Annotated in this window: 26 protein-coding genes; 15 read left to right on the top strand and 11 right to left on the bottom strand. The window is 60.8% G+C overall.

Translation table 11 applies throughout. The annotated features are described in order from the left end of the window. Positions 1–101: 101 nt before the first annotated feature. Positions 102–743: a hypothetical protein gene (locus ACQ4V8_RS07730; protein WP_436571187.1), complete on the top strand. Its 642-nt coding sequence runs from the start codon at positions 102–104 to the stop codon at positions 741–743. A gap of 7 nt (positions 744–750) precedes the next feature. Here ACQ4V8_RS07730 and ACQ4V8_RS07725 read toward each other — a convergent pair whose 3' ends face one another. Next, complete coding sequence (locus ACQ4V8_RS07725; RefSeq protein WP_436571186.1) at positions 751–2,091, bottom strand: MFS transporter; 1,341 nt, start codon at positions 2,089–2,091, stop codon at positions 751–753. A gap of 110 nt (positions 2,092–2,201) precedes the next feature. Between ACQ4V8_RS07725 and ACQ4V8_RS07720 the strand changes: the two genes are divergently transcribed. Further along, positions 2,202–3,104: a LysR family transcriptional regulator gene (locus tag ACQ4V8_RS07720; RefSeq protein ID WP_010395453.1), complete on the top strand. Its 903-nt coding sequence runs from the start codon at positions 2,202–2,204 to the stop codon at positions 3,102–3,104. A 49-nt stretch (positions 3,105–3,153) separates the two neighbouring features. Here the strand turns inward: ACQ4V8_RS07720 and ACQ4V8_RS07715 are convergent, their stop codons facing one another. The 4 genes from ACQ4V8_RS07715 to ACQ4V8_RS07700 form a co-directional block, all read right to left on the bottom strand. Next, a complete protein-coding gene (locus tag ACQ4V8_RS07715) occupies positions 3,154–4,026 on the bottom strand; it encodes a hypothetical protein (protein ID WP_010395451.1) in 873 nt (290 codons plus the stop codon). Positions 4,027–4,045: 19 nt separating this feature from the next. Further along, entirely contained in the window at positions 4,046–4,837 is a 792-nt protein-coding gene (locus ACQ4V8_RS07710; protein WP_010395447.1) for a hypothetical protein, read from the bottom strand. After that, positions 4,827–5,339: a hypothetical protein gene (locus ACQ4V8_RS07705; RefSeq protein WP_010395444.1), complete on the bottom strand. Its 513-nt coding sequence runs from the start codon at positions 5,337–5,339 to the stop codon at positions 4,827–4,829. The genes ACQ4V8_RS07710 and ACQ4V8_RS07705 overlap by 11 nt, the downstream gene beginning before the upstream one ends. A 105-nt stretch (positions 5,340–5,444) precedes the next feature. Then, a complete protein-coding gene (locus ACQ4V8_RS07700; RefSeq protein WP_010395442.1) occupies positions 5,445–5,738 on the bottom strand; it encodes a DnaJ domain-containing protein in 294 nt (97 codons plus the stop codon). Between the two features lie 161 nt (positions 5,739–5,899). On the opposite strand from ACQ4V8_RS07700, the gene ACQ4V8_RS07695 reads away from it, so the two are divergent. The 3 genes from ACQ4V8_RS07695 (at position 5,900) to ACQ4V8_RS07685 (ending at position 10,649) form a co-directional block, all read left to right on the top strand. Then, positions 5,900–7,666, top strand: a complete 1,767-nt coding sequence (locus ACQ4V8_RS07695) for a glutamine--tRNA ligase/YqeY domain fusion protein (RefSeq protein ID WP_010395440.1) — start codon at positions 5,900–5,902, stop codon at positions 7,664–7,666. A gap of 216 nt (positions 7,667–7,882) precedes the next feature. Next, the gene (locus tag ACQ4V8_RS07690; RefSeq protein WP_436571185.1) at positions 7,883–9,736 is read left to right on the top strand and encodes a sensor histidine kinase; all 1,854 of its coding nucleotides are present in this window, start codon (positions 7,883–7,885) and stop codon (positions 9,734–9,736) included. Between the two features lie 199 nt (positions 9,737–9,935). After that, positions 9,936–10,649 carry a glycine-rich domain-containing protein gene (locus ACQ4V8_RS07685; protein WP_010395436.1) on the top strand — a complete coding sequence of 238 codons (714 nt, stop codon included), beginning with the start codon at positions 9,936–9,938 and terminating at the stop codon, positions 10,647–10,649. Between the two features lie 87 nt (positions 10,650–10,736). Here ACQ4V8_RS07685 and ACQ4V8_RS07680 read toward each other — a convergent pair whose 3' ends face one another. From ACQ4V8_RS07680 to ACQ4V8_RS07665, 4 genes are all read right to left on the bottom strand, one after another. Then, entirely contained in the window at positions 10,737–10,976 is a 240-nt protein-coding gene (locus ACQ4V8_RS07680; protein WP_029496207.1) for a hypothetical protein, read from the bottom strand. A 238-nt stretch (positions 10,977–11,214) separates the two neighbouring features. Then, positions 11,215–11,487 carry a hypothetical protein gene (locus tag ACQ4V8_RS07675; protein WP_436571184.1) on the bottom strand — a complete coding sequence of 91 codons (273 nt, stop codon included), beginning with the start codon at positions 11,485–11,487 and terminating at the stop codon, positions 11,215–11,217. 209 nt (positions 11,488–11,696) lie between these two features. After that, positions 11,697–11,957 carry a hypothetical protein gene (locus ACQ4V8_RS07670; RefSeq protein WP_436571183.1) on the bottom strand — a complete coding sequence of 87 codons (261 nt, stop codon included), beginning with the start codon at positions 11,955–11,957 and terminating at the stop codon, positions 11,697–11,699. Between the two features lie 83 nt (positions 11,958–12,040). Further along, positions 12,041–12,958 carry an SDR family oxidoreductase gene (locus ACQ4V8_RS07665; protein ID WP_436571182.1) on the bottom strand — a complete coding sequence of 306 codons (918 nt, stop codon included), beginning with the start codon at positions 12,956–12,958 and terminating at the stop codon, positions 12,041–12,043. A gap of 12 nt (positions 12,959–12,970) precedes the next feature. Here ACQ4V8_RS07665 and ACQ4V8_RS07660 point away from each other — a divergent pair, with 12 nt between their 5' ends. The 5 genes from ACQ4V8_RS07660 (at position 12,971) to ACQ4V8_RS07640 (ending at position 17,888) form a co-directional block, all read left to right on the top strand. Continuing rightward, complete coding sequence (locus ACQ4V8_RS07660) at positions 12,971–13,996, top strand: CDP-6-deoxy-delta-3,4-glucoseen reductase (protein WP_010395424.1); 1,026 nt, start codon at positions 12,971–12,973, stop codon at positions 13,994–13,996. Between the two features lie 70 nt (positions 13,997–14,066). Further along, positions 14,067–15,338, top strand: a complete 1,272-nt coding sequence (locus ACQ4V8_RS07655) for an MFS transporter (protein WP_436571181.1) — start codon at positions 14,067–14,069, stop codon at positions 15,336–15,338. A 38-nt stretch (positions 15,339–15,376) separates the two neighbouring features. Continuing rightward, positions 15,377–16,042, top strand: a complete 666-nt coding sequence (locus tag ACQ4V8_RS07650; RefSeq protein ID WP_010395417.1) for a DUF1345 domain-containing protein — start codon at positions 15,377–15,379, stop codon at positions 16,040–16,042. Between the two features lie 239 nt (positions 16,043–16,281). Next, on the top strand, positions 16,282–16,659 hold the full coding sequence (locus ACQ4V8_RS07645; protein ID WP_010395415.1) for an HPF/RaiA family ribosome-associated protein: 378 nt from the start codon (positions 16,282–16,284) through the stop codon (positions 16,657–16,659). A gap of 263 nt (positions 16,660–16,922) precedes the next feature. Further along, positions 16,923–17,888 (top strand): GGDEF domain-containing protein, encoded by a 966-nt coding sequence (locus ACQ4V8_RS07640; RefSeq protein WP_436571180.1) that lies wholly within the window; start codon positions 16,923–16,925, stop codon positions 17,886–17,888. A gap of 106 nt (positions 17,889–17,994) precedes the next feature. Here the strand turns inward: ACQ4V8_RS07640 and ACQ4V8_RS07635 are convergent, their stop codons facing one another. Next, positions 17,995–18,609, bottom strand: a complete 615-nt coding sequence (locus tag ACQ4V8_RS07635; RefSeq protein WP_142303298.1) for a DUF5610 domain-containing protein — start codon at positions 18,607–18,609, stop codon at positions 17,995–17,997. A 146-nt stretch (positions 18,610–18,755) separates the two neighbouring features. Between ACQ4V8_RS07635 and sbcB the strand changes: the two genes are divergently transcribed. After that, complete coding sequence (gene sbcB, locus ACQ4V8_RS07630; protein ID WP_070345684.1) at positions 18,756–20,204, top strand: exodeoxyribonuclease I; 1,449 nt, start codon at positions 18,756–18,758, stop codon at positions 20,202–20,204. 168 nt (positions 20,205–20,372) lie between these two features. Here the strand turns inward: sbcB and pyrF are convergent, their stop codons facing one another. Continuing rightward, positions 20,373–21,206 carry an orotidine-5'-phosphate decarboxylase gene (pyrF, locus tag ACQ4V8_RS07625; RefSeq protein WP_436571179.1) on the bottom strand — a complete coding sequence of 278 codons (834 nt, stop codon included), beginning with the start codon at positions 21,204–21,206 and terminating at the stop codon, positions 20,373–20,375. Positions 21,207–21,364: 158 nt separating this feature from the next. On the opposite strand from pyrF, the gene ACQ4V8_RS07620 reads away from it, so the two are divergent. Genes ACQ4V8_RS07620 through ACQ4V8_RS07605 form a run of 4 tightly spaced genes read left to right on the top strand, consistent with a single transcriptional unit; the run spans position 21,365 to position 24,105 of the window. Then, positions 21,365–21,979, top strand: coding sequence for a LemA family protein (locus ACQ4V8_RS07620; RefSeq protein WP_010395405.1), 615 nt, complete (start codon positions 21,365–21,367; stop codon positions 21,977–21,979). A gap of 1 nt (position 21,980) precedes the next feature. Then, positions 21,981–22,820 carry a TPM domain-containing protein gene (locus tag ACQ4V8_RS07615; RefSeq protein ID WP_436571178.1) on the top strand — a complete coding sequence of 280 codons (840 nt, stop codon included), beginning with the start codon at positions 21,981–21,983 and terminating at the stop codon, positions 22,818–22,820. After that, a complete protein-coding gene (locus ACQ4V8_RS07610; RefSeq protein WP_070345687.1) occupies positions 22,820–23,341 on the top strand; it encodes a TPM domain-containing protein in 522 nt (173 codons plus the stop codon). Before ACQ4V8_RS07615 ends, ACQ4V8_RS07610 begins: the two co-directional genes overlap by 1 nt. Further along, entirely contained in the window at positions 23,341–24,105 is a 765-nt protein-coding gene (locus ACQ4V8_RS07605; RefSeq protein WP_010395396.1) for an SDR family NAD(P)-dependent oxidoreductase, read from the top strand. The genes ACQ4V8_RS07610 and ACQ4V8_RS07605 overlap by 1 nt, the downstream gene beginning before the upstream one ends. Positions 24,106–24,234 lie beyond the last annotated feature (129 nt).

Raw genomic sequence — 24,234 nt, 5'->3', positions numbered from 1 at the left:
AACACAATTTCCATGCGACACTTTTTTGTAAGTACGTGTGACATTTTAGATAATTATCAAATACCTCAGATATATTGGCATACCTGAACCACGATGCCCCCATGACCTCCTTACCCACCCTGCCCCGCCGCGCTCCCGGCTTGTTGCTGATCGTGCTGCTGCACGTGGGCATGGCATACATTGTCATGCAGTCACGGCCGCGCCTTGCCATTGACGAGAACCTGCCACAGGGTCCAGCCATTACCTGGTTGCGCCAGCCCCTGCCTGCGCGCGCCAAGCCAGCCGCATTGCCCATTGCAAAACCAGCGGCGGCGCGCCTGCCAAAGCCGATTGCAGCGCCCATCAGCCATCGCCTGCCTGCCCCCAGCGTCGATGTCGAGCCAGCGCCAGCGCCGGCCACACCAGTGGCGATCGCGCTGGCCGCGCCAGTAAGCGCAGCCGACATCCTGGCGCAAGCCAAGCGCGACGTGGGCCAGATCGACAGGGATTTGCGCAAGCAATTCCCGACGCGGGGCGGTGAGAAATTCGACGACACTGCCTATAAGCGCATGCAGCAAGGCTTTGCCGAGGCCTACGCAGCCGTGCCGCCGAAATGGTATGAGGCGTCAAAAATCGAGGAAGTGGGCGCGAATGCAAGCGGGGGCAGCCGCACCTACAAGATCACCAGCGCGCTCGGCACCTTGTGCGTGACCACGCGCGCGGGCAAGCAGGGGGAAACGATGATAGGCATGTGTCCGAAGTAAAGCTCGCTCAGGCCGCTTCACGCGCCCCCAGCGGTTGCAGATGGCGCAGGCGCAGGGCGACCAGCAGGCCGCCGGCCAGGCACAAGCCCAGCATGGTGACGATGCCAGTCCAGCCATCGTAGCCCCACATCATGCCCGAGGCGGAACCGATCAGACTCGAACCCAGGTAATAGAACAGCAAGTAAAAGGCCGACGCCAGCGCCTGCGGCGCGCGCGCGCGGCGGCTGACCCAGCTGCTGGCGATCGAGTGCGAGGCAAAGAAGCCAAACGTGGCCAGCGCCATGCCTATGACGATCAGCGGCAGGGAATCGAACAGGGTCAGCAAAATACCCGACAGCATCACCGACAGCATGATCCACAGCACGCCCCGGCGACCCAGCCGGTCCACCAGGCGGCCCGCCCAGACGGAACTGAAGATGCCGATCAAGTACAACAACGCCAGCAAGCCAAGCGTACTGTGGCGCAAGCCAAAGGGCGCGGCCAACAGGCGATAGCCGATGTAGTTGTACAGGCTGACGAAACAGCCCATCAGCACGAACGCCAGGCAAAACAGCCACGGCAAACCCTGGTCGGAAAAATGCTGTTTGATGGCGTGCGGCAGCGCATTCCAGCCACGCGTACTGGGCACGAAGTTTTTCGATGCAGGCAAGCTGCGCCAGAATTCGGCTGCCGCCAGCAGGCCGGCCACGCCGAGTACACCCAGGGCCCAGCGCCACGAGAGGAAGTCGCTGAGCATAGACGCCACCAGCCGTCCCGACATGCCGCCGAAGGCGCTGCCAGCAATATACAAACCCATCGACAGGCCCAAAGATGGCCCCTCGATTTCCTCGCCCAGATAAGCCATGGCCACGGCTGGCATGCCGCCCAGGGCCACGCCCAGCGCGGCGCGTATCATCAGCAATTGCGCATAATCGCGTGCGAAGGCGGACAAGATGGTCAACACCGCGGCGGCAAACAGCGACGCCACCATCAGCGGTTTGCGCCCGATGCGGTCCGACACGGCACTGAGCAGCACCAGCGAGATGGCCAGCAAGCCGCTCGATACGGACAAGGACCAGCTGCTCTGCGCCGGCGTCAAATGGAACTGCTGTGACAGCAGGGGAAACAGCGGCTGTATGCAATACAGCAAGCTGAAGGTGGCAAAGCCGCCGAAGAACAGCGCGCGGTTGCTGCGCTTGAATTCCAGCGTTCCCTTGGCGATGGCAGAGCGGGCGGCGGGAGCGCTGGGAGCAACAGGGTAAGTAGGGGAAGCAGGAGCGACAGGAGAAACCGTGATAACACTAGAAACAGAGGAAACAGAAAGCGCCGAGGTGGCGGCGGAGGCATAAGCGAGCGATGAATCAGACATGGCCGTGTTTCAAAAGAGGAAGCGAGTTTCCATGTTAGGATTGCCAACTCATATCGTCCAATATATATTTTAGGCCCAACTCATACTTTAAAACGATTACTGGATCCGCCATGGAATTGCGTCACCTGCGTTACTTCGTCGCCGTCGCAGAAGAGCTGCACTTCACGCGCGCAGCTGAACGGCTGCACATCGGCCAGCCGCCGCTGAGCCAGCAAATCCAGGCGCTGGAAGCGGAGCTCGGTGCGCAGTTGTTTGAGCGCAACAAGCGCTCCGTGCGGCTGACGCAAGCCGGCGCGCTGTTTCTCGACGATGCGCGGCGCATCCTGGCCCTGTCGGAACAGGCGGCCGTCACGGCGCGCCGGGCCCAGCGCGGCGAAGCGGGCGAATTGCGCATCGGCTTTACCTTTTCCACGCCATTTACGCCGTATTTCGCCACCGTCATCAACCGCTACCGCCAGCAATTTCCGCACGTCAGCCTGACCTTGCATGAAATGGCGACATTGCACCAACTGGTAGCGATCTCGGACAGGACGATGGACCTGGGCTTCGTGCGCCCGCCGGAAACGACGTACCCATCTGATATCAAGCTGACGCCACTGCGGCAAGACCCGCTATGCCTGGTGCTACCGGTCGCCCATGCGCTGGCAGACAAGGACGCCATTAGCATTGCCGACATGGCGGGCGAAGGCTTTGTCATGTATTCCAAGGATGCGGGTACGGGCATTTATCGGCAGATTTTCCGCCTGTGCAAGGCGGCTGGCTTCGTGCCCCAGTTGGCGCAGGAAGCGGGCGAGGCGTCGACCATCATCGGTCTGGTGGCGGCCGGCTGCGGCATTTCCGTGCTGCCCGCCTCGTTCGACCGCATCCGCATGGATGGCGTGTGCTACCGCCCTATCGCCGACCCGCAGGCCACGACCAGCTTATTACTTGCACAACGGAAAGAAGAGACATCGCCGCTGGTGGCGGCTTTTGTCAAACTGGCCGAGCAAGCGGCGCTGGAAGGGGGAGCATAAGCTGCAATGTCGGCTTAGCCCGAAGGGCGTAAGCCGACAATTGCTCGCATCAGGAATAATCCGCGTCCAGCTCGGAACCGGCATAATTTTCCAGGTCTTCGAACAGGCTTTTCATGCTGGCCCGCGTGAGGATTTTATGCACCACGGTGCAGCTGCGGCGATAGGATGCGATGCGCTCGAGCAGCACCGGGTGATGCTGTACGGGCACCTTGGCCAGCAAGGCGGCCCAACCTTCCTCAAAGTCGGGCTTGTTCTTGCGCACGCAACGCACGAAACGCTCAAACTCCTTCTGCCCCGTGCGCGCCATGATGCGCCCGCCGCCTTCGATGGCGAAGATGATGGCCACGGCAATGACACCCTCGGCATTCAAATCGCTGTCGCTGACGGGACCGTTGTCGTGATGGCGGCGCAGCCAGCTGGCCAGCCGTACCACGGCTTGAACCTCCTTGCGCTGTTGCAACTGCAGCGCATACTTTTCATAACCGGCCCAGTTCTGGTTCGGGTCGGCCTGGCAAATATCGATGAACAGCTCGCGCAGGCGGCGCGCAAGGTAGACGGGGTCCTGGTCATATTCACCGACCAGGGCGTCTTCCGGCAACTGCGACAGCTCCTTGATCAGGCGAAAGCCCACCTGAAACGCGTGTTCGGCACCGTGCTCGACGAGAAAATCGAGGGCGGCCTGGTCGCCTTCATGCGTGACGGCCTGCTCCAGGCCCAGCGACACGGCGCCCACCGTCAAGAACAGCGCTTTCTGGATGCCGTCGGCCGTGCGTTCATTCGTGAACTTCTCGGCCACCATGGCCGTGATGCCCGTCAATTCGTCGGCCAGGTCCAGTGCCGCATCCTCGCGCGTATCGTTCGGCAACAGCTTGATGGCGCGCACCAGGCGCGGAAGATTTTCTACAACAATGGCTGGCAGCATTAGACGTTCCCTGCTTTCATCACGAGAAAATGCCGGTGCCCAGGCTGCGGCGCGTGCTCGAGCGCGGCGCGCTGCGCGTGCTCGGCACTTGCTTGCGCAAGCGGTACAGCAATTCCTTGGTACTGCGCTGCAACATGGTCGGCTCTTCGTCCGGGTCGTCCGAGTATTCGGCATCGGCCAGGTCGGCGCTGTGGCGGAAGTCGGGGAACAATTCGAACAGCGAGCGGTCCCAGCCGTCTTCATTGGCTTGCGCCAATTCAATGGCCAGCGGCACGACATCATTGTCGGACGAGGTCACGCCCGTCACATACGGTCCCTTGATGACGATTTCGCCCGCCACTTCGAGGATTTCCTTCGGTGCCATCGAGAACAAAATAGCGAACGCCGTGGCGCCCCAGTCGGTGGCGGACGCTTCGAGCAACAGCTCGCGGCGGCGCTCGGCGTCGTCGGTGGAAAACACCACGCCGTGGATGTGCGCGAACAGCGACTCGGCGATGCGTTCCGGATCATCTTCGATCTGGTCGTCGCTCCAGGTGGCGGCGATGAAGGCCAGGCTGTCGGCCCAGGCTTTCGGCGGCACCAGCAGGGTGGCCAGCGACATCTTGCCGCCGTCAAAGCCGGCCAGGTGCAAGGCCGTCACTTGCGGCGGGATGGCGCTCAGCACTTCCACCACGGCAAGATCACCGTACAGGTCGGCGGCATCGGCAAACGCCTGCTCGGCGTGTCCCAGCGAACCGGACAACACCAATTCCGTGACCTGTTTCGTCAGCGCGGGAAGGTTGCTTTTTTGATCCTCTTTCTTATCGACCATGCTCATCTCCATCCTGGTCAAACATCTGCGAGAAATCATCGGTGGCTTCATCTTCAGCGTGATCGTCGTCGCCGTCGTCATTCGCCGCCAACTGGTCGAGCGACTGGTCATCGTCGTCCCACAGGCGCGGATTCTTGTGCAAAAAGGCCGTGATGATGGCCTGGCGCGCCAGGTCCGGGAAACTCTCTTCGATGGCGGCGTACATCTTGGCCGCTTCCGGCGCGGCACAGGCAGCCATCGAAAACACGCGCGCCGGGTCGCCGAACTCGTAGTCTTCACTTTCGGCCAGCAAGCCTTTCGGGTCGCTGAAGGTGATGTGGTCAACCAGCGCGAAAGCGAGCATGTTCACGTCTTCGATGCCGCCACCACTGGCGTACTCGCTCACCAGAGCGTCAACCATGCTTTTATAGTTCTTGCGGTTCGGCGGGTCGCCGAGGATGCCATCAATCTGGCCTTCCAGCTCACGCGACTGATACGCGAATTCGGGGTGTACTCTTCTCATGCTGTGCTTTCCAATGTAATACGCGGCGCTGTTACATATTGCAAAAGCGCCATTGTTGTTGTTTTAAATGTTATTCAAGCCGCCTGATGGCGGCTGCCGGCAGACTCAGTCCGCTGGAAGGACGGTGCCATGCAGGCGGAACACGCCGCACCACAGGGCATAGGCTTCCGCTTCCGGATCGATGATGATGCGGTGGTTCACGCTCTGGTCGTATTCGGCGCGCTTGGCCGGGTCGGCCAGGATTTCATATGCCTTGGTAACGCTCTTGAAGCGCGCCTCGGCACCGGGGGCCTGGTTGCGGTCGGGGTGGAAACGCATGGCCAGCGAACGGTAAACCTTCTTGATTTCATCGTCGCTGGCATTGGGCGCGACACCGAGGACGTTATATAAATTTTCCATAAATGGCTCCGGGGTCACGTTTTGTTCACTAATTAAAGACGAATTATCCTATAGAACGGCGCCGGCGTCGCTTACGTCCTCGATATGCAGGCAAATACGTGCTTATAAAGCGCTTGCGGTACGGTAAAATGCTTTTTACTGTCACTCTTCCGCATTGATCAATGAGCAACGATAAACCGAATACCGCCGCGCCAGCGCTGGCGCCCAATTTCTTGCGTAACATCATCGAAGCCGACCTGGCTGCCGGCACCCACGTGCGTCCCGGCCTGCCCCAGGTGATCACGCGTTTCCCGCCGGAGCCGAACGGCTACCTGCACGTCGGCCATGCCAAGTCGATCTGTGTCAACTTCGGCCTGGCGCGCGACTACGCCGGCCAGTGCAACCTGCGCTTCGACGACACCAACCCGGCGAAGGAAGAACAGGAATACGTCGATACCATCATGGACAGCGTGAAATGGCTGGGCTTTGACTGGGAAGCGAAGCATGGCGATGGCAAGAGCCACCTGCACTACGCGAGCGACTATTTCGACCAGCTGTACGCGATGGCCGAGTACCTGATCACGGCTGGCTTTGCCTATGTGGACAGCCAGAGCGCCGAAGAGATGGCCGCCAACCGCGGCAATTTTGGCCAGGCCGGCAAGAATTCGCCGTTCCGCGAGCGGCCGCGCGAGGAATCGCTGGCTCTCTTGCGCGCCATGAAGGCGGGCCAGTTTAAGGATGGCGAGCACATCTTGCGCGCGAAGATGAGCGAAGATGCCATGAGTTCGCCGAACATGAACTTGCGCGACCCGGCCATCTACCGCATCCGCCATGCACACCACCACCGCACGGGCGACGCCTGGTGCATCTATCCGATGTATGACTACACGCACCCGATCTCGGATGCGCTGGAAAATATCACGCATTCGATCTGTACGCTGGAATTCCAGGACCACCGCCCGTTCTATGACTGGCTGCTGGAAACCCTGTCGGCCGGCGGCTTCTTCCAGCAGCCCGTGCCGCGCCAGTTCGAATTCTCGCGCCTGAACCTGACGTACATCGTCACCAGCAAGCGCAAGCTGCGCCAACTGGTGGAAGAAAAAATCGTCGACGGCTGGGACGACCCGCGCATGCCGACCCTGGTGGGCATGCGCCGCCGCGGCTACACGCCGGAAGCGATACAACTGATGTGCGAGCGCACGGGCGTGACCAAATCCGACGGCTGGATCGATTACAGCGTACTCGAAGGCTGCTTGCGCGAAGACCTGGACCCGAAGGCGCCGCGCACGGTGGCCGTGCTGCGTCCTTTGAAGTTAATCATCGACAATTTCCCGGAAAACGAGAGTGTGGCCTGCACGGCGCCCGTGCATCCGCACTTCCCGGAACGGGGCTTGCGCACCTTCCCCATCTCGCGCGAGCTGTGGATCGAGGAAGACGACTTCATGGAGGTGCCAAACAAAGGCTATTTCCGTTTGTATCCGCCCGTCGCCGACAAGCCCGGCAGCAAGGTTCGCCTGCGCTACGGCTACGTGGTCGAGTGCACCGGTTACGACCAGGATGCCGATGGCAAGGTCATCGCCGTGCATTGCACCTATTTCCCGGACAGCAAGTCGGGTACCGAAGGCAGCGCCAACTACAAGGTCAAGGGCAATATGCACTGGATCAGCGCGCCGACGGCGATTCCCGCCGAAGTACGCCTGTACGACCGCCTGTTTACCGACGCACAGCCGGACGCGGGCGGCAAGGACTTCAAGCTGGCTTTGAATCCGCTGGCCAAGGAAGTCGTGCAAGCATGGCTGGAACCGGGCGCAGAACTGGCCCAGCCAGAACAGCGCTTCCAATTCGAGCGCCACGGCTACTTCGCAGCCGACCGCGTTGACAGCCAGCCTGGCAAGCCTGTCTTCAACCGCATCGTCACCCTGAAGGATAGCTGGCAGCCGGCAAAATAAGCCTTCTCGTCGCTCACAAAAAAACCGCTGCGGCGGTTTTTTTTTCGCTTCAGAGAGAAACATTGCCTGTTGACTATCATCAGGATAATTTTGTATATTAGGCAGCTATTAGGAAATTTGCAATTTGCAATTTGCAATTTCGATAGTCCTTGTGCCCGCGAATACCGCCTCGCCCGCACAGGCCGTACCCGATTCCTCTTCCTGATGCGCATTGCGATGTCTTCTATTGCCGGCGAACGCCCCCTACCTGTTGAAAAAGGACCGCTCTGGCAGCTCGGCTTGATGCTCTCGGTGATGGTGGGCATACTGTTCTACATGGCCGCCTCGCTGTCGATCGAAAACGACGCCAGCGACCTGTTCAATAATCTGACGCGCACTAGCCAGAAAAACATCACATCGCGCCTCAAGTCATATGCCAACCTGCTGCGCGGCACGGCCAGCCTGTTCCGCGCCAACGAGCACGTGAGCCGCGAGCAATTCCACCGCTACGTGGCGAACATGGCCTTGCCACAGAACTACCCGGGCGTGATGAATCTCAATTACAGCCGGGCGCTCGAGCATGCACAGCGTGCCGCCTTCGAAGCGGCCATGCAGCGCGACTATCCGCCCGGGCGCGACGGCTATCCGGCGTTTGCCATCCATCCACCGGCCCCACGCCCCCGTTATTCCGTGCTGGTGTACCTCGCGCCGATTGCCAGCACCCCGGACAAATACGGCTACGACATCGCCGAGCGCGCCCTGATCGCTGAAGTGCTGGCGCAGTCGCGCGATTCGGGGCAGATCAGCAACTCCGGCGTGCCCGTGCCGATGCAAAGCCAGCCGCAACTGACGGGCATGGCCATGCGCCTGCCCGTGTACCGCTTCGGCATGCCGACCGACACCGTGGCGCAAAGGCGCGCGGCCTACCAGGGTTCCGTCGGCATCGGCTACGACCTGGTGACGATGATACGCACCGCACTGGCCGACATGCCGGTACGCAATGTCCGCCTGACTCTGTTCGATATCGGCTCCCGGACGCCTGGACAGCTGGACAAGCCGCTGGACTTGCCACACACGATGCGCCCCATCTTCGACAGTACGACGGCGGACGTGCAGATACCCTGGTGGCTACCCAGCAACTCGGGGCAATATCTGAGCAGCACGAAGCTAATCGAGCACAATGGCCGCGTGTGGCAAGCAATGTTCAGCGTGCGCAAGAGCGAGCTATATACGCGCTTTGAAACCTTCCTGCCTTGGCTGGCCCTGCTGACCGGCTTTAGCGGCACCATGCTGCTGTACATGCTGTTCCATACCATGGCCTCGTCGCGCCAGAGGGCCGTCCAGATGGCGATGGGCATGACGCAGGAATTGCGCGCCAGCCAGATCCGTCTGCAGCTGTCGCACCAGAAACTGCGCCGCCTGGCCGCCCACGCCGACCGGGCCAAGGAAGAAGAGCGCAAGCGCATCGCGCGCGAAATCCACGACGACCTGGGACAGAACCTGCTGGTCTTGCGCATCGATGCCGACATGCTGGCCTCGCGCACGCAGCGCCATCACCCACGCTTGAACGCCCGCGCCCGCTCGACCCTGGCGCAGATCGACGCTACCATCAAGAGCGTGCGCCATATCATCAATGACTTGCGCCCTACCGTGCTGGACCTGGGCGTGAATGCAAGCGTCGAATGGCAGGTGACGCAATTTTGTCGGCGCACGGGCATCGCCTGCGAAGTAAGCGAAAGCCATGACGACATTTTTTTGAGCGACGAGTGCGCCACGGCCCTGTTCCGTATCTTGCAAGAGTCGCTCAGCAATGTTTTCCAGCATGCCAATGCCAGCCGCGTGCAAGTCAAGCTGGAAAAGTGCCACGACAGCGTCTCGCTGAGCGTCAGCGACAACGGCGTGGGCGCGGCGATCAACGGACGCAACAAGCCGGGCTCGTTTGGCCTGGTGGGGATCGAGGAGCGTATCAAGTTACTGGGTGGCACTTTCTACATAGAAAGCAGTCCCGGTGCCGGCATGAGCGTGCGTGTCAGCGTGCCGCTGAACGCAGACGCTAGCGCGTTTCCCTACCAAGACGAACGCCGGGCCTAGGCCTGACAGGCAGTTCCTGCCTGCAGCAAGCAGCAAGCACAATTTGCGTATTCTGCAATTAGATGCAATATTAATGCAGAACAACTCAGCGCCTGCCCGCCATGGGCCAGGCATGCCTCGACCATTGACAAGGAGTACACACCAGCGCTCTTGCTTGTTGCACTGTATTGCCCACAACACTGTTTACCAAAGGATACTCATGAATACGAACGACAGTTTCAAGGCAATTGCCGATTTGAATTTGGAGGCGATCAAGGTCAAGTTGATGCACCGGGAGTCAGGCGAAGGATGGAGCCTGGAGAAGGCAAATGCGGTGGAATTCGAATACCGACGCTTCCTGATCCTGATGAAACAGTTTCCGCAAGAAGAAACGGCGCCACTGATGGACGTCGATACCTTCTGGCATTACCACATCCTCGACACCCTGAAGTATGCGGCCGACTGCGACCAGGTCTTCGGCTATTTCCTCCATCATTTCCCGTACATCGGCCTGCGTGGCGAAGACGACGAAGCGGCGCACCAGCGCGTGGGCGAACGCATGAAGCAGTTGTATGAGCAAACGTTCGGGGAAGATTATATCCGCGCAGAAACGGCGTATTCGGGGCGTGCCGTGCAGGCGGCGTATTCAGGAAGGGCGGTGCAGGCCGCGTATTCGGGGCGTGCCGTGCAAACGGCGTTTTCCAGCGCAGCGGTGCAGACGATGGCGTATTCGGGAAGGGCCGTACAAACAGCATTTTCCAGTGCAGCGGTGCAAGCGACGGCGTATTCGGGCCGCGCAACAGGAACTGCCAATACCGCATTTTCCAGCGCGCCTGCCACCTTGGCCGGCGCAATAGTCAAATCATCCACGACTGGCGCGGAAATGCGGCGTTTCTATATCGATCGTCCGGTCTTGAACCGCGACCCGCAATAGAACTGCGCAAAACAGCTGCGGCTACCGCACGCGGCAAGCCTGTCTTACCCAGACGGCACCTCTCAGTTTGCCGTCTGTCAGGTGCTCTTAGGCAGCCATCAACTCGCGCAATTCACGAATGCTGAAATCGCTGATTTCATGCATGCGGATGAGGATCGTGGCGCCGATCGGCAAGGTATTATGACGAATCTTGCTGATCACAGGTGGCGCCACTTCCAGCGCTCGCGACAGGGCGGCATCGTTTTTCAGTTGCAGCTTGTCGATGATCGCATCGAGCACGCGATTCGGGTTGTAGGTAGGCAAAGAGGTAATTTGTTTGAGAGACATGATCAAAATCCGTACTTGTTGTATTGGTGCACAAAGAGACAGAATGTCTCTTTTGCAATAATTCAGGGTAAACACACTAAAAAGCGCCATCACTTATGCGGCCTTTACGCCACAAACGATATAATACACGCTATTGTTGATTTTTGCGTAACTTAAAGCAAAATTGTGACAATTGAAGAGAATTGACGCACGTTCGATGTGCTAGAGGATAACTCAAATCAGGAAAATTTGCTGCAAGTCATGCATTTTTTAAATACGCAATACCGCTGCGTACCAGCCAGACCAGCGCCATGAGCGTGCTCAGGCGAGCCATGTCGGCAGCCAAATACCAGCCTTGCGCTGCCACGCCGGCCGGGGTGATCGTCAGGCAGGTATAGGGGGAGGCGTGTATGCGGCACCAGGCCAGTTGCCGGCGAATTTCATCGGGCGGCGGCGGCGGCTGCTGCGCATATTCGCGGCCACGCATATAGGCGCGCACTTCTTCCTTGCTGGGATGACTCGCAGTTCGCATGGCTCGCTCCTGCTGACGGCAAACAACGTCACGCTCATGATAGTGCTGGCCACAAATAGCCTGGACGCGTGACGACATTGCTCAGCATATCGCCAGTTCACCATGGCGCCCTTGCGTTGCATCAAATGGCCAGGCCACGCTGTTGCGACGAACCCACACTGCCGCATGCGCCGGCGGCATGGCGGACTATGACCTGCCTTGCTTGACGCTTATTTTTTTTGCTGGCGCACGCGCTGCTGCTGTTTTTCCTGCGTTTGCTGGCGATTCTGCTTGCGCTCGAACAGGGTGACCGCATCTTTCTTGGCTTGCTCGGCGGTACGCATTTCCTCGTGCGCATCGTGCGGGACAAAAAATTCGGCATCCTGCGCCGCTACCACCAGCTTGATGGCGGCATCGTCGTCGAGGTCATACAGTTCCGTCAGGACGGTGGTGACCTCGTCCAGGTATTGTTCGTAAGTGAGGGTGCTCATGCTGTAGTCCTTAAGTGAATGGCGCACCGCCGCAACGGCGCGCTGCGCGCCGGCCCAGCAAAGTGCGCAGATAACCGACCATTTTACCCGATGCCGGCCGTAGCGGCGGACAGCGACTGCAAGGCATCGGCCACGCGCGCGTAGCGCAGGCGCACGCCCAGCTCGCGCTTGAGGCGCGTATTGTCCAGGCGGCGCGATTCGGACATGAACGACAGCAACATCGGCGTGACCACTTGCTGCAGTTCGGCACGCGACAGGCGCGGCGGGTGCGGCAGGCCGAAGGTGTCGGCTACGGCATCGAAATATTCTGCCATCCTGAGTTCGCTATCATCGCTGGCGTGATACACGCGCCCTGGCTTGCCCCGCCACAAGGCCCGTTCGACGATGCGCGCCAGGTCATCGGCATGGATATGGTTGGTGTACACATCGTCGCCGGCGGCCAGGGCAGGCGTGCCTTCACGCAGGCGCTTGAGCGGCAGGCGGTCGTGTGCATAAATGCCAGGCACGCGCAAGATGGCCACGCTGGCAGCGCGGCGGGCGCCCCAGCGACGCAAAACCTGCTCCGCATCGACGCGCCGCTTCGCCCGCGCATTTGCCGGCGCTGTCGGTCGCGTCTCATCGACCCAGGCGCCGGCGCAATCGCCATACACGCCGCTGGTACTCACATACACCATGCGGGCATGCTCGGGTAAAATGGCGAGCAGATTGCGCGTGCGCCGGTCCAGCAAGCCCGACAACGGAGGCGGCGCCAGATGCACGATCATCGTCGCCAGTCCCGCCAGCCGTTTCAAGCTGGCGCGATCGTCGAGATTGGCCACGATGGGCACGGCGCCGGCCGCCCGCAGCTGCGCGCAACGCGCCGGCTGACTGGTGACGGCAAAGACGCGAAAGCGCGCGCGCAACAGGGGCAGCAGACGCATGCCGACGTCGCCGCAGCCCAGGATCAGCAGGCGCGGCAAGCCCAGCGGCTTGCGCAAAGAGTGCTCTAACATATTTTTCATCTCAAGGATTGTATGACTTTTCAAATTACTGTTCAGCCCAGCGGCCACCAATTCAGCTGTGAAGCGGACGAAACCGTCCTGTCGGCAGCGATACGCGCCGGCGTAGGCTTGCCGTATAGCTGCAAGAGCGGCGCCTGCAGCTCCTGCAAGGGCAAGATCGTTTCCGGCAGCGTACAGCATAAGCCATATCAGGCCCGCTCCCTGACGCAAGATGAAGCGGGCGCAGGCTACTCGCTGCTGTGCTGCGCCGTGCCGCAGGGCGACCTCGTGGTGCAGGCGCGCGAAGTGACGGGCAACAGCGACTATCCGATCAAGAAAATGCCGTCGCGCGTGACCACCATCGACAAAGTCGCGCCCGATGTCGTCGTGCTGACCCTGCAGTTGCCGGCCAGCGAACGCCTGCACTACCGCGCCGGCCAGTATATCGAAATCATGCTGCGCGACAACAAGCGCCGCAGCTACAGCATGGCCAGCGCCCCCGTCGACGGCGGCCCCGTGAGCCTGCACATCCGCCACATGCCCGGCGGCCTGTTTACCGACCAGGTATTTGGCAGCATGAAAGAGCGCGACATCCTGCGCTTCGAAGGCCCGATGGGTACCTTCTTCCTGCGCGAAGACTCCGACAAGCCGGTTGTACTGCTGGCCTCGGGCACCGGCTTTGCTCCCCTGAAAGCCATCGTCGAGCACATGATCAACGAAAAATCACAGCGCCCGATCACCCTGTACTGGGGCGCACGCCGTCCGCACGACCTGTACATGGATGCGCTGTGCCGCCAATGGGCCGCCGACTTGCCGCAGTTCACCTATGTACCCGTGGTGTCGGCAGCGCTGGAGGAAGATGCCTGGGACGGTCGCACGGGCTTCGTGCACCAGGCCGTCATGGCCGACTTGCCGGATATGTCCGCTTATCAAGTGTATGCCTGCGGCGCACCGATTGTCGTCGAATCGGCCAACCGTGATTTCGTACAATTGTGTCAACTTCCAGCTGACGAGTTTTACGCGGACGCCTTCACCACCGAAGCCGACCTGGCCAAGTAAGCCTGTAGACAGCGGGGTACTGCTGGCGCGCCATCGGCTGCCACCGTCCCCGCTGCGCCCTGGAAATTTCATGTCTCTCGCCCCTGCCGGCAACGGCTTCAGCATCCTGCGCCAGCGCAATTTCGCCTTTTACCTGTCCGCCCGCGTGCTGGGCACGCTGGCCGTGCAGATGCAAAGCGTGGCCATCGGCTGGCAGGTGTACCAGATCACGGGCAGCCTGTTCGACCTGGGCTTGATCGGCCTGGCGCAGTTTGCCCCCTTCCTCGTGCTGATCTTGCCGGCCGGCCACGTCGCCGACCGCTGCAACCGCCGCAACATCATCGCCTGGTGCCTGGCGGCGCAACTGGCCTGCGCGCTGGCCCTGCTGGCGTTCACCCTGAGCGCAATGTCCATCGTCTGGCCCGTGTTTGCCGTGCTGCTGCTGTTCGGCAGCGCGCGCGCCTTCATGATGCCGGCCACGCAAGCCGTGCTGGTCAACATGGTGCCCACGCAGCACTTCGGCCGCGCCGTCGCACTGAGCTCGTCGAGTTCGCACGTGGCCATCATCCTGGGGCCGACCCTGGGCGGCTTGTTATATTACTTCGGCCCCAAGGTGGTGTACCTGATCTCATCGGCGCTGCTGGTGCTATCGGTGCTGCTGATGCGTGCCACCACGCCTGCGCCGCAGGTGGTCAAGCGCGAACCCGTCAGTTGGCATACCCTGCTTGAAGGCTTGCGCTTCGTCTGGTCGAAACCCATCATGCTGGGGGCCATTTCGCTCGACCTGTTCGCCGTGCTATTCGGCGGCGCCACGGCCCTGTTGCCGGCGCTCGCGCATGACGTGCTGCATGTCGGCCCCGGCGGCCTGGGCCTGCTGCGCACGGCACCGGGCGCCGGCGCCGCCCTGTGCTCGATCGCACTGGCCATCTTCCCCATCACGCGCCGGGTGGGCATCTGGATGTTCGGCGGCGTCGCCGTCTTCGGCCTGGGCACCCTGGTGCTGGGCAGCACCAGCCATTTCCCGCTGGCGCTGGCGGCGCTGTTCCTGATGGGTGCCGGCGACATGGTCAGCGTCTACATCCGCCACCTGCTGGTGCAGTTCGAGACGCCCGACGAGATCCGCGGCCGGGTCAGCGCCGTGAATGCCGTCTTCATCGGCGCCTCGAACGAACTGGGCGAATTTGAATCGGGCCTGACGGCAGGCTGGTTCGGCCTGGTGCGCGCCGTGCTCTTCGGTGGCGCCGCCACCCTGGCCGTGACGGGCATATGGGCCGTGCTGTTTCCCGTGCTATCGCGCATGGATCGCTTTCCCCACGACGAAAAAGAAGCCGCTGCCAGGAAGCGCACCGCAAGCGCAAACTAAGGGCTAAGATGGGCCATTCCCACTGATCAAGTCGTCGCATGAAAATCACGTTTCCCTTGTACCGATTCATCCGCAGCCGCCCCCACCTGAGCCTGGCCACAGCCATCGGTGTAGCGGCCTTCCTGCTGCTGCCCTCGTCCTGGCAGCAGATGACGCGCGTGTTGACAGCATGGAATGTCGCCGTCTGGTTCTACCTGGCGACGATGGCCTGGATGATGATGCGCGCCAACCATCACAAGGTGAAGGTGATGGCGGCGCGCCAGGATGAGCGGGCTACCACGGTCCTGTCGGCCCTGAGCGTCGCATCCGTGATGAGCCTGCTGGCCATCGTCTCGCAGCTGTCCTCGATGAAAGACATGGCGCCGGATGAGCGCGCGCTGCATTACGGCCTGACGATCCTCACCCTGGTCGGTTCCTGGTTTCTCGTCGGCACGCTGTTCTGCGTTCACTATGCGCACCTGTTTTACCTGGCCGACCCCGCATTGCGCCCGCTGAAATTTCCCGGCGACGAAGCAAACCCCGACTACTGGGATTTTTTGTATTTCGCCTTCACCATCGCCGTCGCCGTACAAACGTCGGACGTTTGCGTGCAGACGCGGCCGATGCGGCAGATCGTACTGGGGCAATCCGTACTGAGCTTTTTCTTCAATCTGGTCGTGCTGGGACTGTCCATCAATATTGCCGCCGGCTTGATCAATGGATAAGCAAGCGGGAAAAAATTCCATCAGGAAACTTGACCTGACTGCAGGGTTAAGCGCATCTTAATCATGCAGCGCCCTTGAAATTGTCAAAACTGGAGTAAGATAAGCTACGTAAGTGAGGTCATGCACAGCAATCAAGTGCATGAGGTAGTAACCGGGCGCTGATGCGCGCGCAGCCGATTTGACGGCTGCAGGGCATGGCGCCCGAGATGGGTTTTTTTTGAATTGACAGGAGTAAGCATATGCAAATCAATATTCATACCGACAGCACCATCGCCAACACTGCTGGACTGAACGAACATGTGCAATCCGTACTGGAAAACGCACTGAACCGCTTCCGCGACAACCTGACCCGCATCGAAGTCCACATCAGCGACACCAACGGCCCGAAAGGCGGTGCCGACGACATCCGCTGCGTCATGGAAGCACGCATTGCTGGCTATCAAGCAATTGCCGTGACCGAACAAAACGCCACCGTGCATCAAGCCGTTGCCGGCGCCACCGAGAAACTGAAACGCGCGATCGATAGCGCCCTGGGCCGCCTGCAAGACAGCAAGCGCCACGCCAGCGGCAAGAATGCCGTGATCGATACGGCCGAAGCGGAAGAAACCGCCGAGTAACTCGCCCCACTGCAGCATTCCTCAGAGACCAGGGCAGCCGTTCAAGGCTGCCTTGTCGCATCCGGCCCGCCTGTTGCGCACGGCAACAACAATGCCAAAAGTATCACCGTTCCAGCTTCTTGACGCGACAGTGAAATAATTGTCGTATTTCACACAGTAAGTGACCTCAAGCAAGCCTTTGCCGTTACAGCCGAGGCCGCTTTACGCTATCATGAAACCACCGGCTCCCTCCTCCCGCGCGCCGGCTTTTTGAAAGTGTGATTGTGGAACAGATCGGCAAATTCGGCGCTTCAGGCTGCAACATCGGTGATTTACAGCTATTTTGCGATGCAGCGGACAGCCGGACGGCCGCCATGCTGGCACCCTGCCCCGTGATGCGCCTCGAAGCGGGCGAAGCCATTGTCGACAGCCAAGGCACCAAGCTGTACATTGTCCTGCGCGGCTCGCTGGCCGTAGCGGCCGACACCCACACGGGCATGGATGACGGCACCGTCAGCAAGGTCTTGCCCGGCGAAAGCGTGGGCGAACAATCGGTGCTTGATGAAGCGAGCAACCTGGCTGCCATTTCCGCTCTGGAAGAAACCGATTTGCTGGTGATCGATGCGGCCGTCGTATGGGAATTGATCGAGCAATCGAACGGCCTGGCGCGTAACCTGCTGCGCTTGCTCTCCTTCCGCATCCGCGCCGCCAATGCCCTGCTGCGCCGGCGCCAGAAACTGGGCGAATTCTACCGCCAGCTATCGATGGTCGACAGCCTGACGGGCTTGTACAACCGTGCCTGGCTCACCGATTTACTGCCGAACATGGTCATTACCGCCCAGGCCAGCAGCTCGCCGCTGTCGCTGGTAATGATAGACCTCGACCATTTCAAGCGCTTTAACGACACCCACGGCCACCAGGCGGGCGACCAGGCGCTGCGCATCGCCGCGCAAGTGCTGGGCGCTGCCCTGCGACCCACGGATTTTGCCGTGCGCTATGGTGGTGAGGAAATGATGGTGATCTTGCCCGACACCAGTGAAAACGTGGCCCTGCGGGTCGCCGAGCGCCTGTGCGAACGCATGCAGCAAGCCCTTATCTTCACCGACATGCGCAGCGCCCTGCCGCACATCACCGGTTCCTTCGGCGTAGCCAGCCTGGCTGCCGGACAGGATGACGAAGCGCTGATCGCGACAGCCGATGCGGCGCTGTACCGCGCCAAAGCATCGGGCCGCAACCGCGTAAGCACCTGATAAAACGCCCATGGCGTCGTTGCATTGCCTGGTCGTACATTCGTACTGCTTTCGGCAATGCGCCTGGCCCTGGACATTTTCCCAGGCGCCTCAGGTGTCATCGGGATCAGGCGGCCTTGCTGTCGGCCGGCTTGGCGCCGTCATCCTTGTTGCTACTGCGCGCGGCGATGAAATCGGCGTAGCCTTTTTGCACTAATTCATACGTCTTGTCGATATTGCTGGCGAGATCGCCGTTCAGCACGTTCAAGCCACTGAGGATATCGCGCGCTTCCTTGAAGCCTTTTTCCATGCCGCCACTGATGGTATCCATGAACTTGCTCAGGGCCGTAGCGTCGTCCAGACCAGGATTTTGCTTCTTGTAGGCGTCAAAAAAACCCGTCGACAGCGATACAATGCGGCTGGCCGTCGCTTCGGCGCTATTATCTTGCGACGCCGCGTTCTCGATCGCACCCTCGCCGTACTGGCCCTTCAGCGCTTCATTGATATTCGTGATGGCGGTCTTGTACAGCAGCGCCAGCGGCGCGTTTTCCGAAGCGATGGAGACATTCATCGACGCCTGCATGATGGAGGCGTTCAACTGCAGCTTGCTGCGCTCATTGACGCTCATTTCCGTCTTGACGCCATCCTTTTGCTGAACTTTATCGTCCTTGCCGGCAACGCCCGTACTGACGGAAGTCACGGAAGGAGTGGAATTGCTGCTTGCGGCGATGGGAATTGACACGATAGACCTCCTTGAACGGGCAATGTATGCCACCATGCGGGAAACGCAATGCTGATCATGCTCTCGTGTAGTATCGGCAGGTTTTCAGAAAACTGTAGCAGCGACTCTTTGAGCGGCCCAGATAACCAATTAAGCAACGACCATCAATGACTACCCAGACTTTCCTTTGGCACGACTACGAAACCTTTGGCGCGCAGCCGCGCCGCGACCGTCCGGCCCAGTTCGCGGCCATCCGCACGGACGCCGAACTCAAGGAGATCGGCGAGCCTATCATGCTGTATTGCCAGCCTGCCAATGATTTCCTGCCAGACCCGCAAGCGTGCCTGATCACGGGCATCACGCCGCAGCAATGCTTGCAGCTGGGCGTGCCAGAGCACCAGTTCGCCGCCACCATCGAAGCGGCTTTTTCGGAACCGGGCACTATCGGCGTGGGCTACAACACCATCCGTTTCGACGATGAAGTCACGCGTTTCCTGTTCTGGCGCAACCTGATCGACCCGTATGCGCGCGAATGGAAAAACCATTGCGGCCGCTGGGACATTCTCGACGTGGTGCGCATGACGCACGCGCTGCGCCCGGAAGGCATTGAGTGGCCGAAACGCGACGATGGCCAGACCAGTTTTAAACTCGAACACTTGAGCAAGGCCAATGGCCTGGTCCACGCAGCGGCGCACGATGCGCTGTCCGACGTACGCGCCACCATCGCCCTGGCCCGCCTGATCCGCGAAAAGCAGCCGAAGCTGTTCGAGTTCTGCCTGGCGCTGCACAAGAAGGACAGGGTCGCCAGCGAAATGGGCATGCACCTGGCCGCCAGCGAACGCCAACCCTTCCTGCACGTGTCGGGCATGTTCCCCGCCGAACGGGGTTGCCTGGGCGTCGTCTGGCCGCTCGCCACGCACCCGAGCAACAAGAATGAAATTCTGGTCTGGGATTGTGCCTACGACCCACGCGAGCTGTTCAGCCTGGACGCCGACACTATCCGCGCGCGCATGTTCACGCGCAAGGAAGCCATGCCGGAAGGCATGACGCGCCTCCCCGTGAAAAGCGTGCACCTGAACAAGTCGCCCATGCTGGTCGGCAATTTAAAGACCCTGTCGCCAGCCATGGCTGCGCACTGGGGTATCGACCTGGAAGCGGCGCGCGCCAACGCCCAGCTGGCCGCCACGGCGCCGAACATGGAGGCGATCTGGGCCGACGTATTCCAGCGCCCGGGCGTGAATGTTGCGCTAGACGTGGATGAAGACTTATACAATGGTTTCGTCAGCAACGACGACCGCCGCCTGCTCGAATCACTACGCCGCGACACGCCGGCCAAGCTGGCGGCCGCACGCCCATCGTTTGCCGACGAACGCCTGCAGGAATTGCTGTTTCGCTATCGCGCGCGCAATTTTCCGCAAACCCTGAGCGTAGCGGAAAGCCTGCGCTGGGAACAGCACCGCGCCGCCCGGCTGTTCGACGGCGACGGCGGCGCCCGCACCATCGACATGCTGTTTACGGAAATCGACGTGCTGTCGGAGTCCGTCGATGAGCGGGGGGAAGAAATATTGGGCGAGCTCTACGATTACGCGGAGATCGTCGCGCCGCAAAGGGACTAAATGAAAAATGCCGGGCTAGCCCGGCATTTTGCATGGATGACAAACAACAGTCATCACGGTGCGTGACAGAAGCGTAGCGAGCGGATGAGAGTTGCGGCCGAGAAGCGCAACTGTGCTATAGCACAGTGAGCATCGCCGGCCGCAAATCGCGACGCGCAGTAGCTTATGTCAGACACCATCAGACGCGCGGTGTTGATTGATGGCATCACGCGTTTCAATCGCCACGCGGCGCGCCGCGTCGGCGAAATCCTCGCCCGCTTGCGCCGTGGCGTAAATGATGGCGCGCGAGGAACTGATCATCATGCCCATGCCGTTCGCCGTCTGGCCAGCGCCGACGGTGGCGGCAATATCTCCGCCCTGGGCGCCGATGCCAGGCACCAGCAGCGGCATGTCGCCGACGATGGCGCGTACTTGCGCCAGTTCTTCAGGGAAAGTGGCGCCGACGACGAGCGCGCACTGGCCATTCTTGTTCCATTTCTCGGCCACCAGGCGCGCTACGCGCTGGTACAGGGGTACGCCATCGGTGTCGAGAAATTGCAGGTCCGAGCCGCCCGGGTTAGAGGTGCGGCACAGGATGATCACGCCGCGGTCTTGCCACGCCAGGTAAGGGTCAAGCGAATCCTCGCCCATGTAGGGGTTTACGGTGACGGCGTCGGCGCCGTAGCGCTCGAACGCTTCGCGCGCATATTGCGTGGCCGTGGCGCCGATGTCGCCGCGTTTCGCGTCGAGGATCAGCGGGATATGCGGATAATTCTCGTGCACGTAACGGCAGATGTCTTCCAACTGCTTTTCCGCACCCAGCGCGCCAAAATAGGCAATCTGCGGCTTGAAGGCGCAGGCCAGGTCGGCCGTGGCGTCGATGATGCGCGTACAAAAGGTGGTGATTCCATCGGGCAAGTCGCGCAGTTCCGCCGGCAGTTTTGCCAGATCGGGATCGAGTCCCACGCACAGCAGGGAATTATTGGCCGTCCATGCGGCGGATAATTTATTGATGAAATTCACGGCACACCTTCTCTATAGTCAGTTGCAAACCCCGTATTGTAACGCGGCGCGGTCCTGTCAAGTCAGGCGGTGCCAGCGGCCTGCGCCTATTTAAACCGACATTGCGGGCCGTTTCAGGTATATTTGCCGCATCCCTTCTACTCTGCACGGAACCCATCATGCACATCACCAATCAATTCACCAAATGGCTGCGCCTGGCGCTGAGCGTCACCGTCCTGGCCGGCATCCTGACAGGCTGCGGCTACAACGACTTCCAGAGCAAGGACGAAGCCACCAAGGCCGCCTGGGGCGAAGTCGTCAACCAGTACCAACGCCGTGCCGACCTGATCCCCAACCTGGTCAACACCGTCAAGGGCTATGCCACGCACGAACGCGAAACACTGGAAGCGGTGACCAAGGCGCGCGCCGCCGCCACCAGTTTCCAGATCACTCCCGAAGTGCTGAACGATCCGGCCGCGTTCGAGAAATTCCAGCAAGTGCAGGGACAGCTGTCATCGGCCCTGTCGCGCCTGATGGTGGTGTCCGAGAAATACCCGGACTTGAAAGCCGACACCAGTTTTCGCGACTTGCAGTCGCAATTGGAAGGCACGGAAAACCGCATCACCGTGGCGCGCCAGCGTTACATCGTCGCGGTGCAGGATTACAACGTGCATGCGCGCAGTTTCCCCAACAACTTGACGGCCATGGTCTTCGGCTACAAGGTCAAGCCATCGTTCACGGTGGAAAATGAAAAAGCCATCTCGACCGCACCGACCGTCAACTTCGGCAAATAAGATGAAAGCCTGGTCTTATCTGGCGGCACTGGCGACGGCACTGCTGCTGTGCACCAGCCTGCCGGCCAGCGCGCAGGGCTTGCAGCCCGTGCCGCCGCTGGCCGCGCGCGTGACAGACAACGCCGGCATGCTCGATGCCAAGCAGAAAGCGGCACTGGAAGGCGTACTGGCCGACTACGAAGCCAAGACGGGCAGCCAGATCGCCGTGCTGCTGGTCAAGAGCACCGAACCGGAAGCGATCGAGCAATACAGCATCCGCGTGACCGACGCCTGGAAGCTGGGCCGCAAGGGCGTCGATGACGGCGTGCTGCTGATGGTGGCGAAAGATAATCCATCGTCCCTGCGCCGCCTGCGCATCGAAGCGGGCCGTGGCGTGCAGGGCGTGCTGACGGATGCGCAATCGAAACGCGTACTACAAGACGTGATCGCGCCCCACTTCAAGCAGAACGATTTTTATGGCGGCCTGGTCGCTGGCGTGGGGGCGATTGCCACCTTGCTCAACCAAGAGCAATTTCCCGCAGCAGCACAGCAGAAAGCCCCGGCCAGCGTGGAAGCGGGCGCTCTGACCTTTTGGCTGCCGCTGCTATTCTTCGGCTTTCTCATCGTGCTGAGCGTATTGCGCTCGCGCGGCGGCCCCAAGCGGCTGCAACGCGGCGGCAACTGGTCTGGCGGCGCCACGGGCGTTGTGCTGGGCAGCATGTTGAGCCAGGCGCTGAACAACCGCGGTGGTGGCGGCGGCTTTGGCGGCGGTGGCGGCGGCGGAGGTTTCGGCGGCGGCGGTGGCGGTTTTGGCGGCGGCGGCGGCGGTTTTGACGGCGGCGGCGCCTCGGGAGATTGGTAATGACGCAACAACTGACATTTGGACAACGCTGCGGACGTGCCCTGAAACATTTACGGGGTACGCCCGCGACGGCGCGCCAGGCGTTTCCCGAACGCACCCTGAAAGCCATCGAGACGGTCATTGCCGACGGTGAAGCGATGCACCAGGCGGAAGTGCGCCTGATCGTCGAAGCGGCCCTGACACCGGGCATGGCTTACCAGGGCGTGAGCAACCGCGAGCGGGCGCGCGCACTGTTCGCCGAGTATGGCGTGTGGGATACGGAAGACAACGTTGGGGTGCTGATCTATATCAACCTGGCCGAACACCAGGTCGATATCGTTGCCGACCGCAACGTGGGCCGGCGCATCACGCCGGAACAGTGGCAAGACGTGTGCCGCAGCATGACCCGGGGCTTCAAGGACGGCAATTACCACGACAGCACGCTGGCCGCACTGGCGCAGCTAAATACCTTGCTGCAAAGCCACTTCCCCGCGCATGGCACGCGCGGCAACCAATTGCCGAACGAAGCCATCGTCCTCTGATGAAACTGATCAATAAAACCGCCATCGTCACCGGTGCCACGCAAGGCATCGGCCTGGCCTGCGCCACGCGGCTGATCGCCGAAGGGGCGCAGGTGATGCTGGTCGATATCAAGGAAGAGGGCGCGCAGGCGGCGGCCGCCCTCGGCCCGCAAGCGCGCTTCTTTTGCGCCGACGTCAGCCAGAAGGCCGACGTGGACGCCATGCTGAAAGAAACGCTGGCCCAGTTCGGCCACATTGATATCCTCGTCAACAATGCCGGCGTCACGCACGCGGCCGATTTTCTCGACGTGTGCGAAGACGATTTCGACAGGGTCATGCGCATCAACCTGAAATCCATGTTCCTGTGCGGCCAGGCTGTGGCGCGAGAGATGGTCAAGCGCAACAGCGGCTGCATCATCAATATGTCCAGCGTGAATGCGGAGCTGGCGATCCCGAACCAAGTACCCTACGTGGTGTCGAAAGGCGCCATCAACCAGCTGACCAAGGTCATGGCCCTGAATCTGGCGCCACACGGCGTGCGCGTGAACGGCATCGGGCCGGGCACCATCCTGACGGAATTGGCCAAGCAGGCGGTCTTGTCGAGCCCGCAGGCACGCCACACGATCCTTTCGCGCACGCCATTGGGCCGCTGCGGCGAACCGGAAGAAGTGGCCGGTATCGCCGCCTTCCTGGCCAGCGACGACGCCACCTACATGACGGGCCAGACCATCTATGTCGATGGCGGACGCCTGGCGCTCAACTACACGGTAGCGGTAAAGGAGTGAGACTGAAACAGGACAGTTATATTAAAAAAGAATAATGCATATCTAAAAAGATCATTAGACACATATCGTGCGACGCCGCATAATACACCTGTCTCCACTATTCTCCTCCAAGAAAATAGTTTTAAGCCC

Source organism: Janthinobacterium paucivorans, from assembly GCF_051380805.1.
Taxonomy (GTDB): Bacteria; Pseudomonadota; Gammaproteobacteria; order Burkholderiales; family Burkholderiaceae_D; genus Janthinobacterium; species Janthinobacterium lividum_D.
This window is presented reverse-complemented; position numbering and strand designations above follow the sequence as displayed.

Excerpts from the sequence above, each read along its gene's own strand:
- ACQ4V8_RS07620 (WP_010395405.1), top strand. The coding sequence starts at position 21,365 with ATGCACATCACCAATCAATTCACCAAATGGCTGCGCCTGGCGCTGAGC.
- ACQ4V8_RS07725 (WP_436571186.1), bottom strand. The coding sequence starts at position 2,091 with ATGTCTGATTCATCGCTCGCTTATGCCTCCGCCGCCACCTCGGCGCTT.
- ACQ4V8_RS07690 (WP_436571185.1), top strand. The coding sequence starts at position 7,883 with ATGTCTTCTATTGCCGGCGAACGCCCCCTACCTGTTGAAAAAGGACCG.
- ACQ4V8_RS07650 (WP_010395417.1), top strand. The coding sequence starts at position 15,377 with ATGAAAATCACGTTTCCCTTGTACCGATTCATCCGCAGCCGCCCCCAC.
- ACQ4V8_RS07655 (WP_436571181.1), top strand. The coding sequence starts at position 14,067 with ATGTCTCTCGCCCCTGCCGGCAACGGCTTCAGCATCCTGCGCCAGCGC.
- ACQ4V8_RS07710 (WP_010395447.1), bottom strand. The coding sequence starts at position 4,837 with ATGGTCGATAAGAAAGAGGATCAAAAAAGCAACCTTCCCGCGCTGACG.
- ACQ4V8_RS07720 (WP_010395453.1), top strand. The coding sequence starts at position 2,202 with ATGGAATTGCGTCACCTGCGTTACTTCGTCGCCGTCGCAGAAGAGCTG.
- ACQ4V8_RS07670 (WP_436571183.1), bottom strand. The coding sequence starts at position 11,957 with ATGAGCACCCTCACTTACGAACAATACCTGGACGAGGTCACCACCGTC.
- ACQ4V8_RS07680 (WP_029496207.1), bottom strand. The coding sequence starts at position 10,976 with ATGTCTCTCAAACAAATTACCTCTTTGCCTACCTACAACCCGAATCGC.
- ACQ4V8_RS07610 (WP_070345687.1), top strand. The coding sequence starts at position 22,820 with ATGACGCAACAACTGACATTTGGACAACGCTGCGGACGTGCCCTGAAA.
- ACQ4V8_RS07695 (WP_010395440.1), top strand. The coding sequence starts at position 5,900 with ATGAGCAACGATAAACCGAATACCGCCGCGCCAGCGCTGGCGCCCAAT.
- ACQ4V8_RS07705 (WP_010395444.1), bottom strand. The coding sequence starts at position 5,339 with ATGAGAAGAGTACACCCCGAATTCGCGTATCAGTCGCGTGAGCTGGAA.
- sbcB (WP_070345684.1), top strand. The coding sequence starts at position 18,756 with ATGACTACCCAGACTTTCCTTTGGCACGACTACGAAACCTTTGGCGCG.
- ACQ4V8_RS07715 (WP_010395451.1), bottom strand. The coding sequence starts at position 4,026 with ATGCTGCCAGCCATTGTTGTAGAAAATCTTCCGCGCCTGGTGCGCGCC.
- ACQ4V8_RS07665 (WP_436571182.1), bottom strand. The coding sequence starts at position 12,958 with ATGAAAAATATGTTAGAGCACTCTTTGCGCAAGCCGCTGGGCTTGCCG.
- ACQ4V8_RS07685 (WP_010395436.1), top strand. The coding sequence starts at position 9,936 with ATGAATACGAACGACAGTTTCAAGGCAATTGCCGATTTGAATTTGGAG.
- ACQ4V8_RS07615 (WP_436571178.1), top strand. The coding sequence starts at position 21,981 with ATGAAAGCCTGGTCTTATCTGGCGGCACTGGCGACGGCACTGCTGCTG.
- ACQ4V8_RS07700 (WP_010395442.1), bottom strand. The coding sequence starts at position 5,738 with ATGGAAAATTTATATAACGTCCTCGGTGTCGCGCCCAATGCCAGCGAC.
- ACQ4V8_RS07730 (WP_436571187.1), top strand. The coding sequence starts at position 102 with ATGACCTCCTTACCCACCCTGCCCCGCCGCGCTCCCGGCTTGTTGCTG.
- ACQ4V8_RS07660 (WP_010395424.1), top strand. The coding sequence starts at position 12,971 with ATGACTTTTCAAATTACTGTTCAGCCCAGCGGCCACCAATTCAGCTGT.
- ACQ4V8_RS07645 (WP_010395415.1), top strand. The coding sequence starts at position 16,282 with ATGCAAATCAATATTCATACCGACAGCACCATCGCCAACACTGCTGGA.
- ACQ4V8_RS07605 (WP_010395396.1), top strand. The coding sequence starts at position 23,341 with ATGAAACTGATCAATAAAACCGCCATCGTCACCGGTGCCACGCAAGGC.
- ACQ4V8_RS07675 (WP_436571184.1), bottom strand. The coding sequence starts at position 11,487 with ATGCGAACTGCGAGTCATCCCAGCAAGGAAGAAGTGCGCGCCTATATG.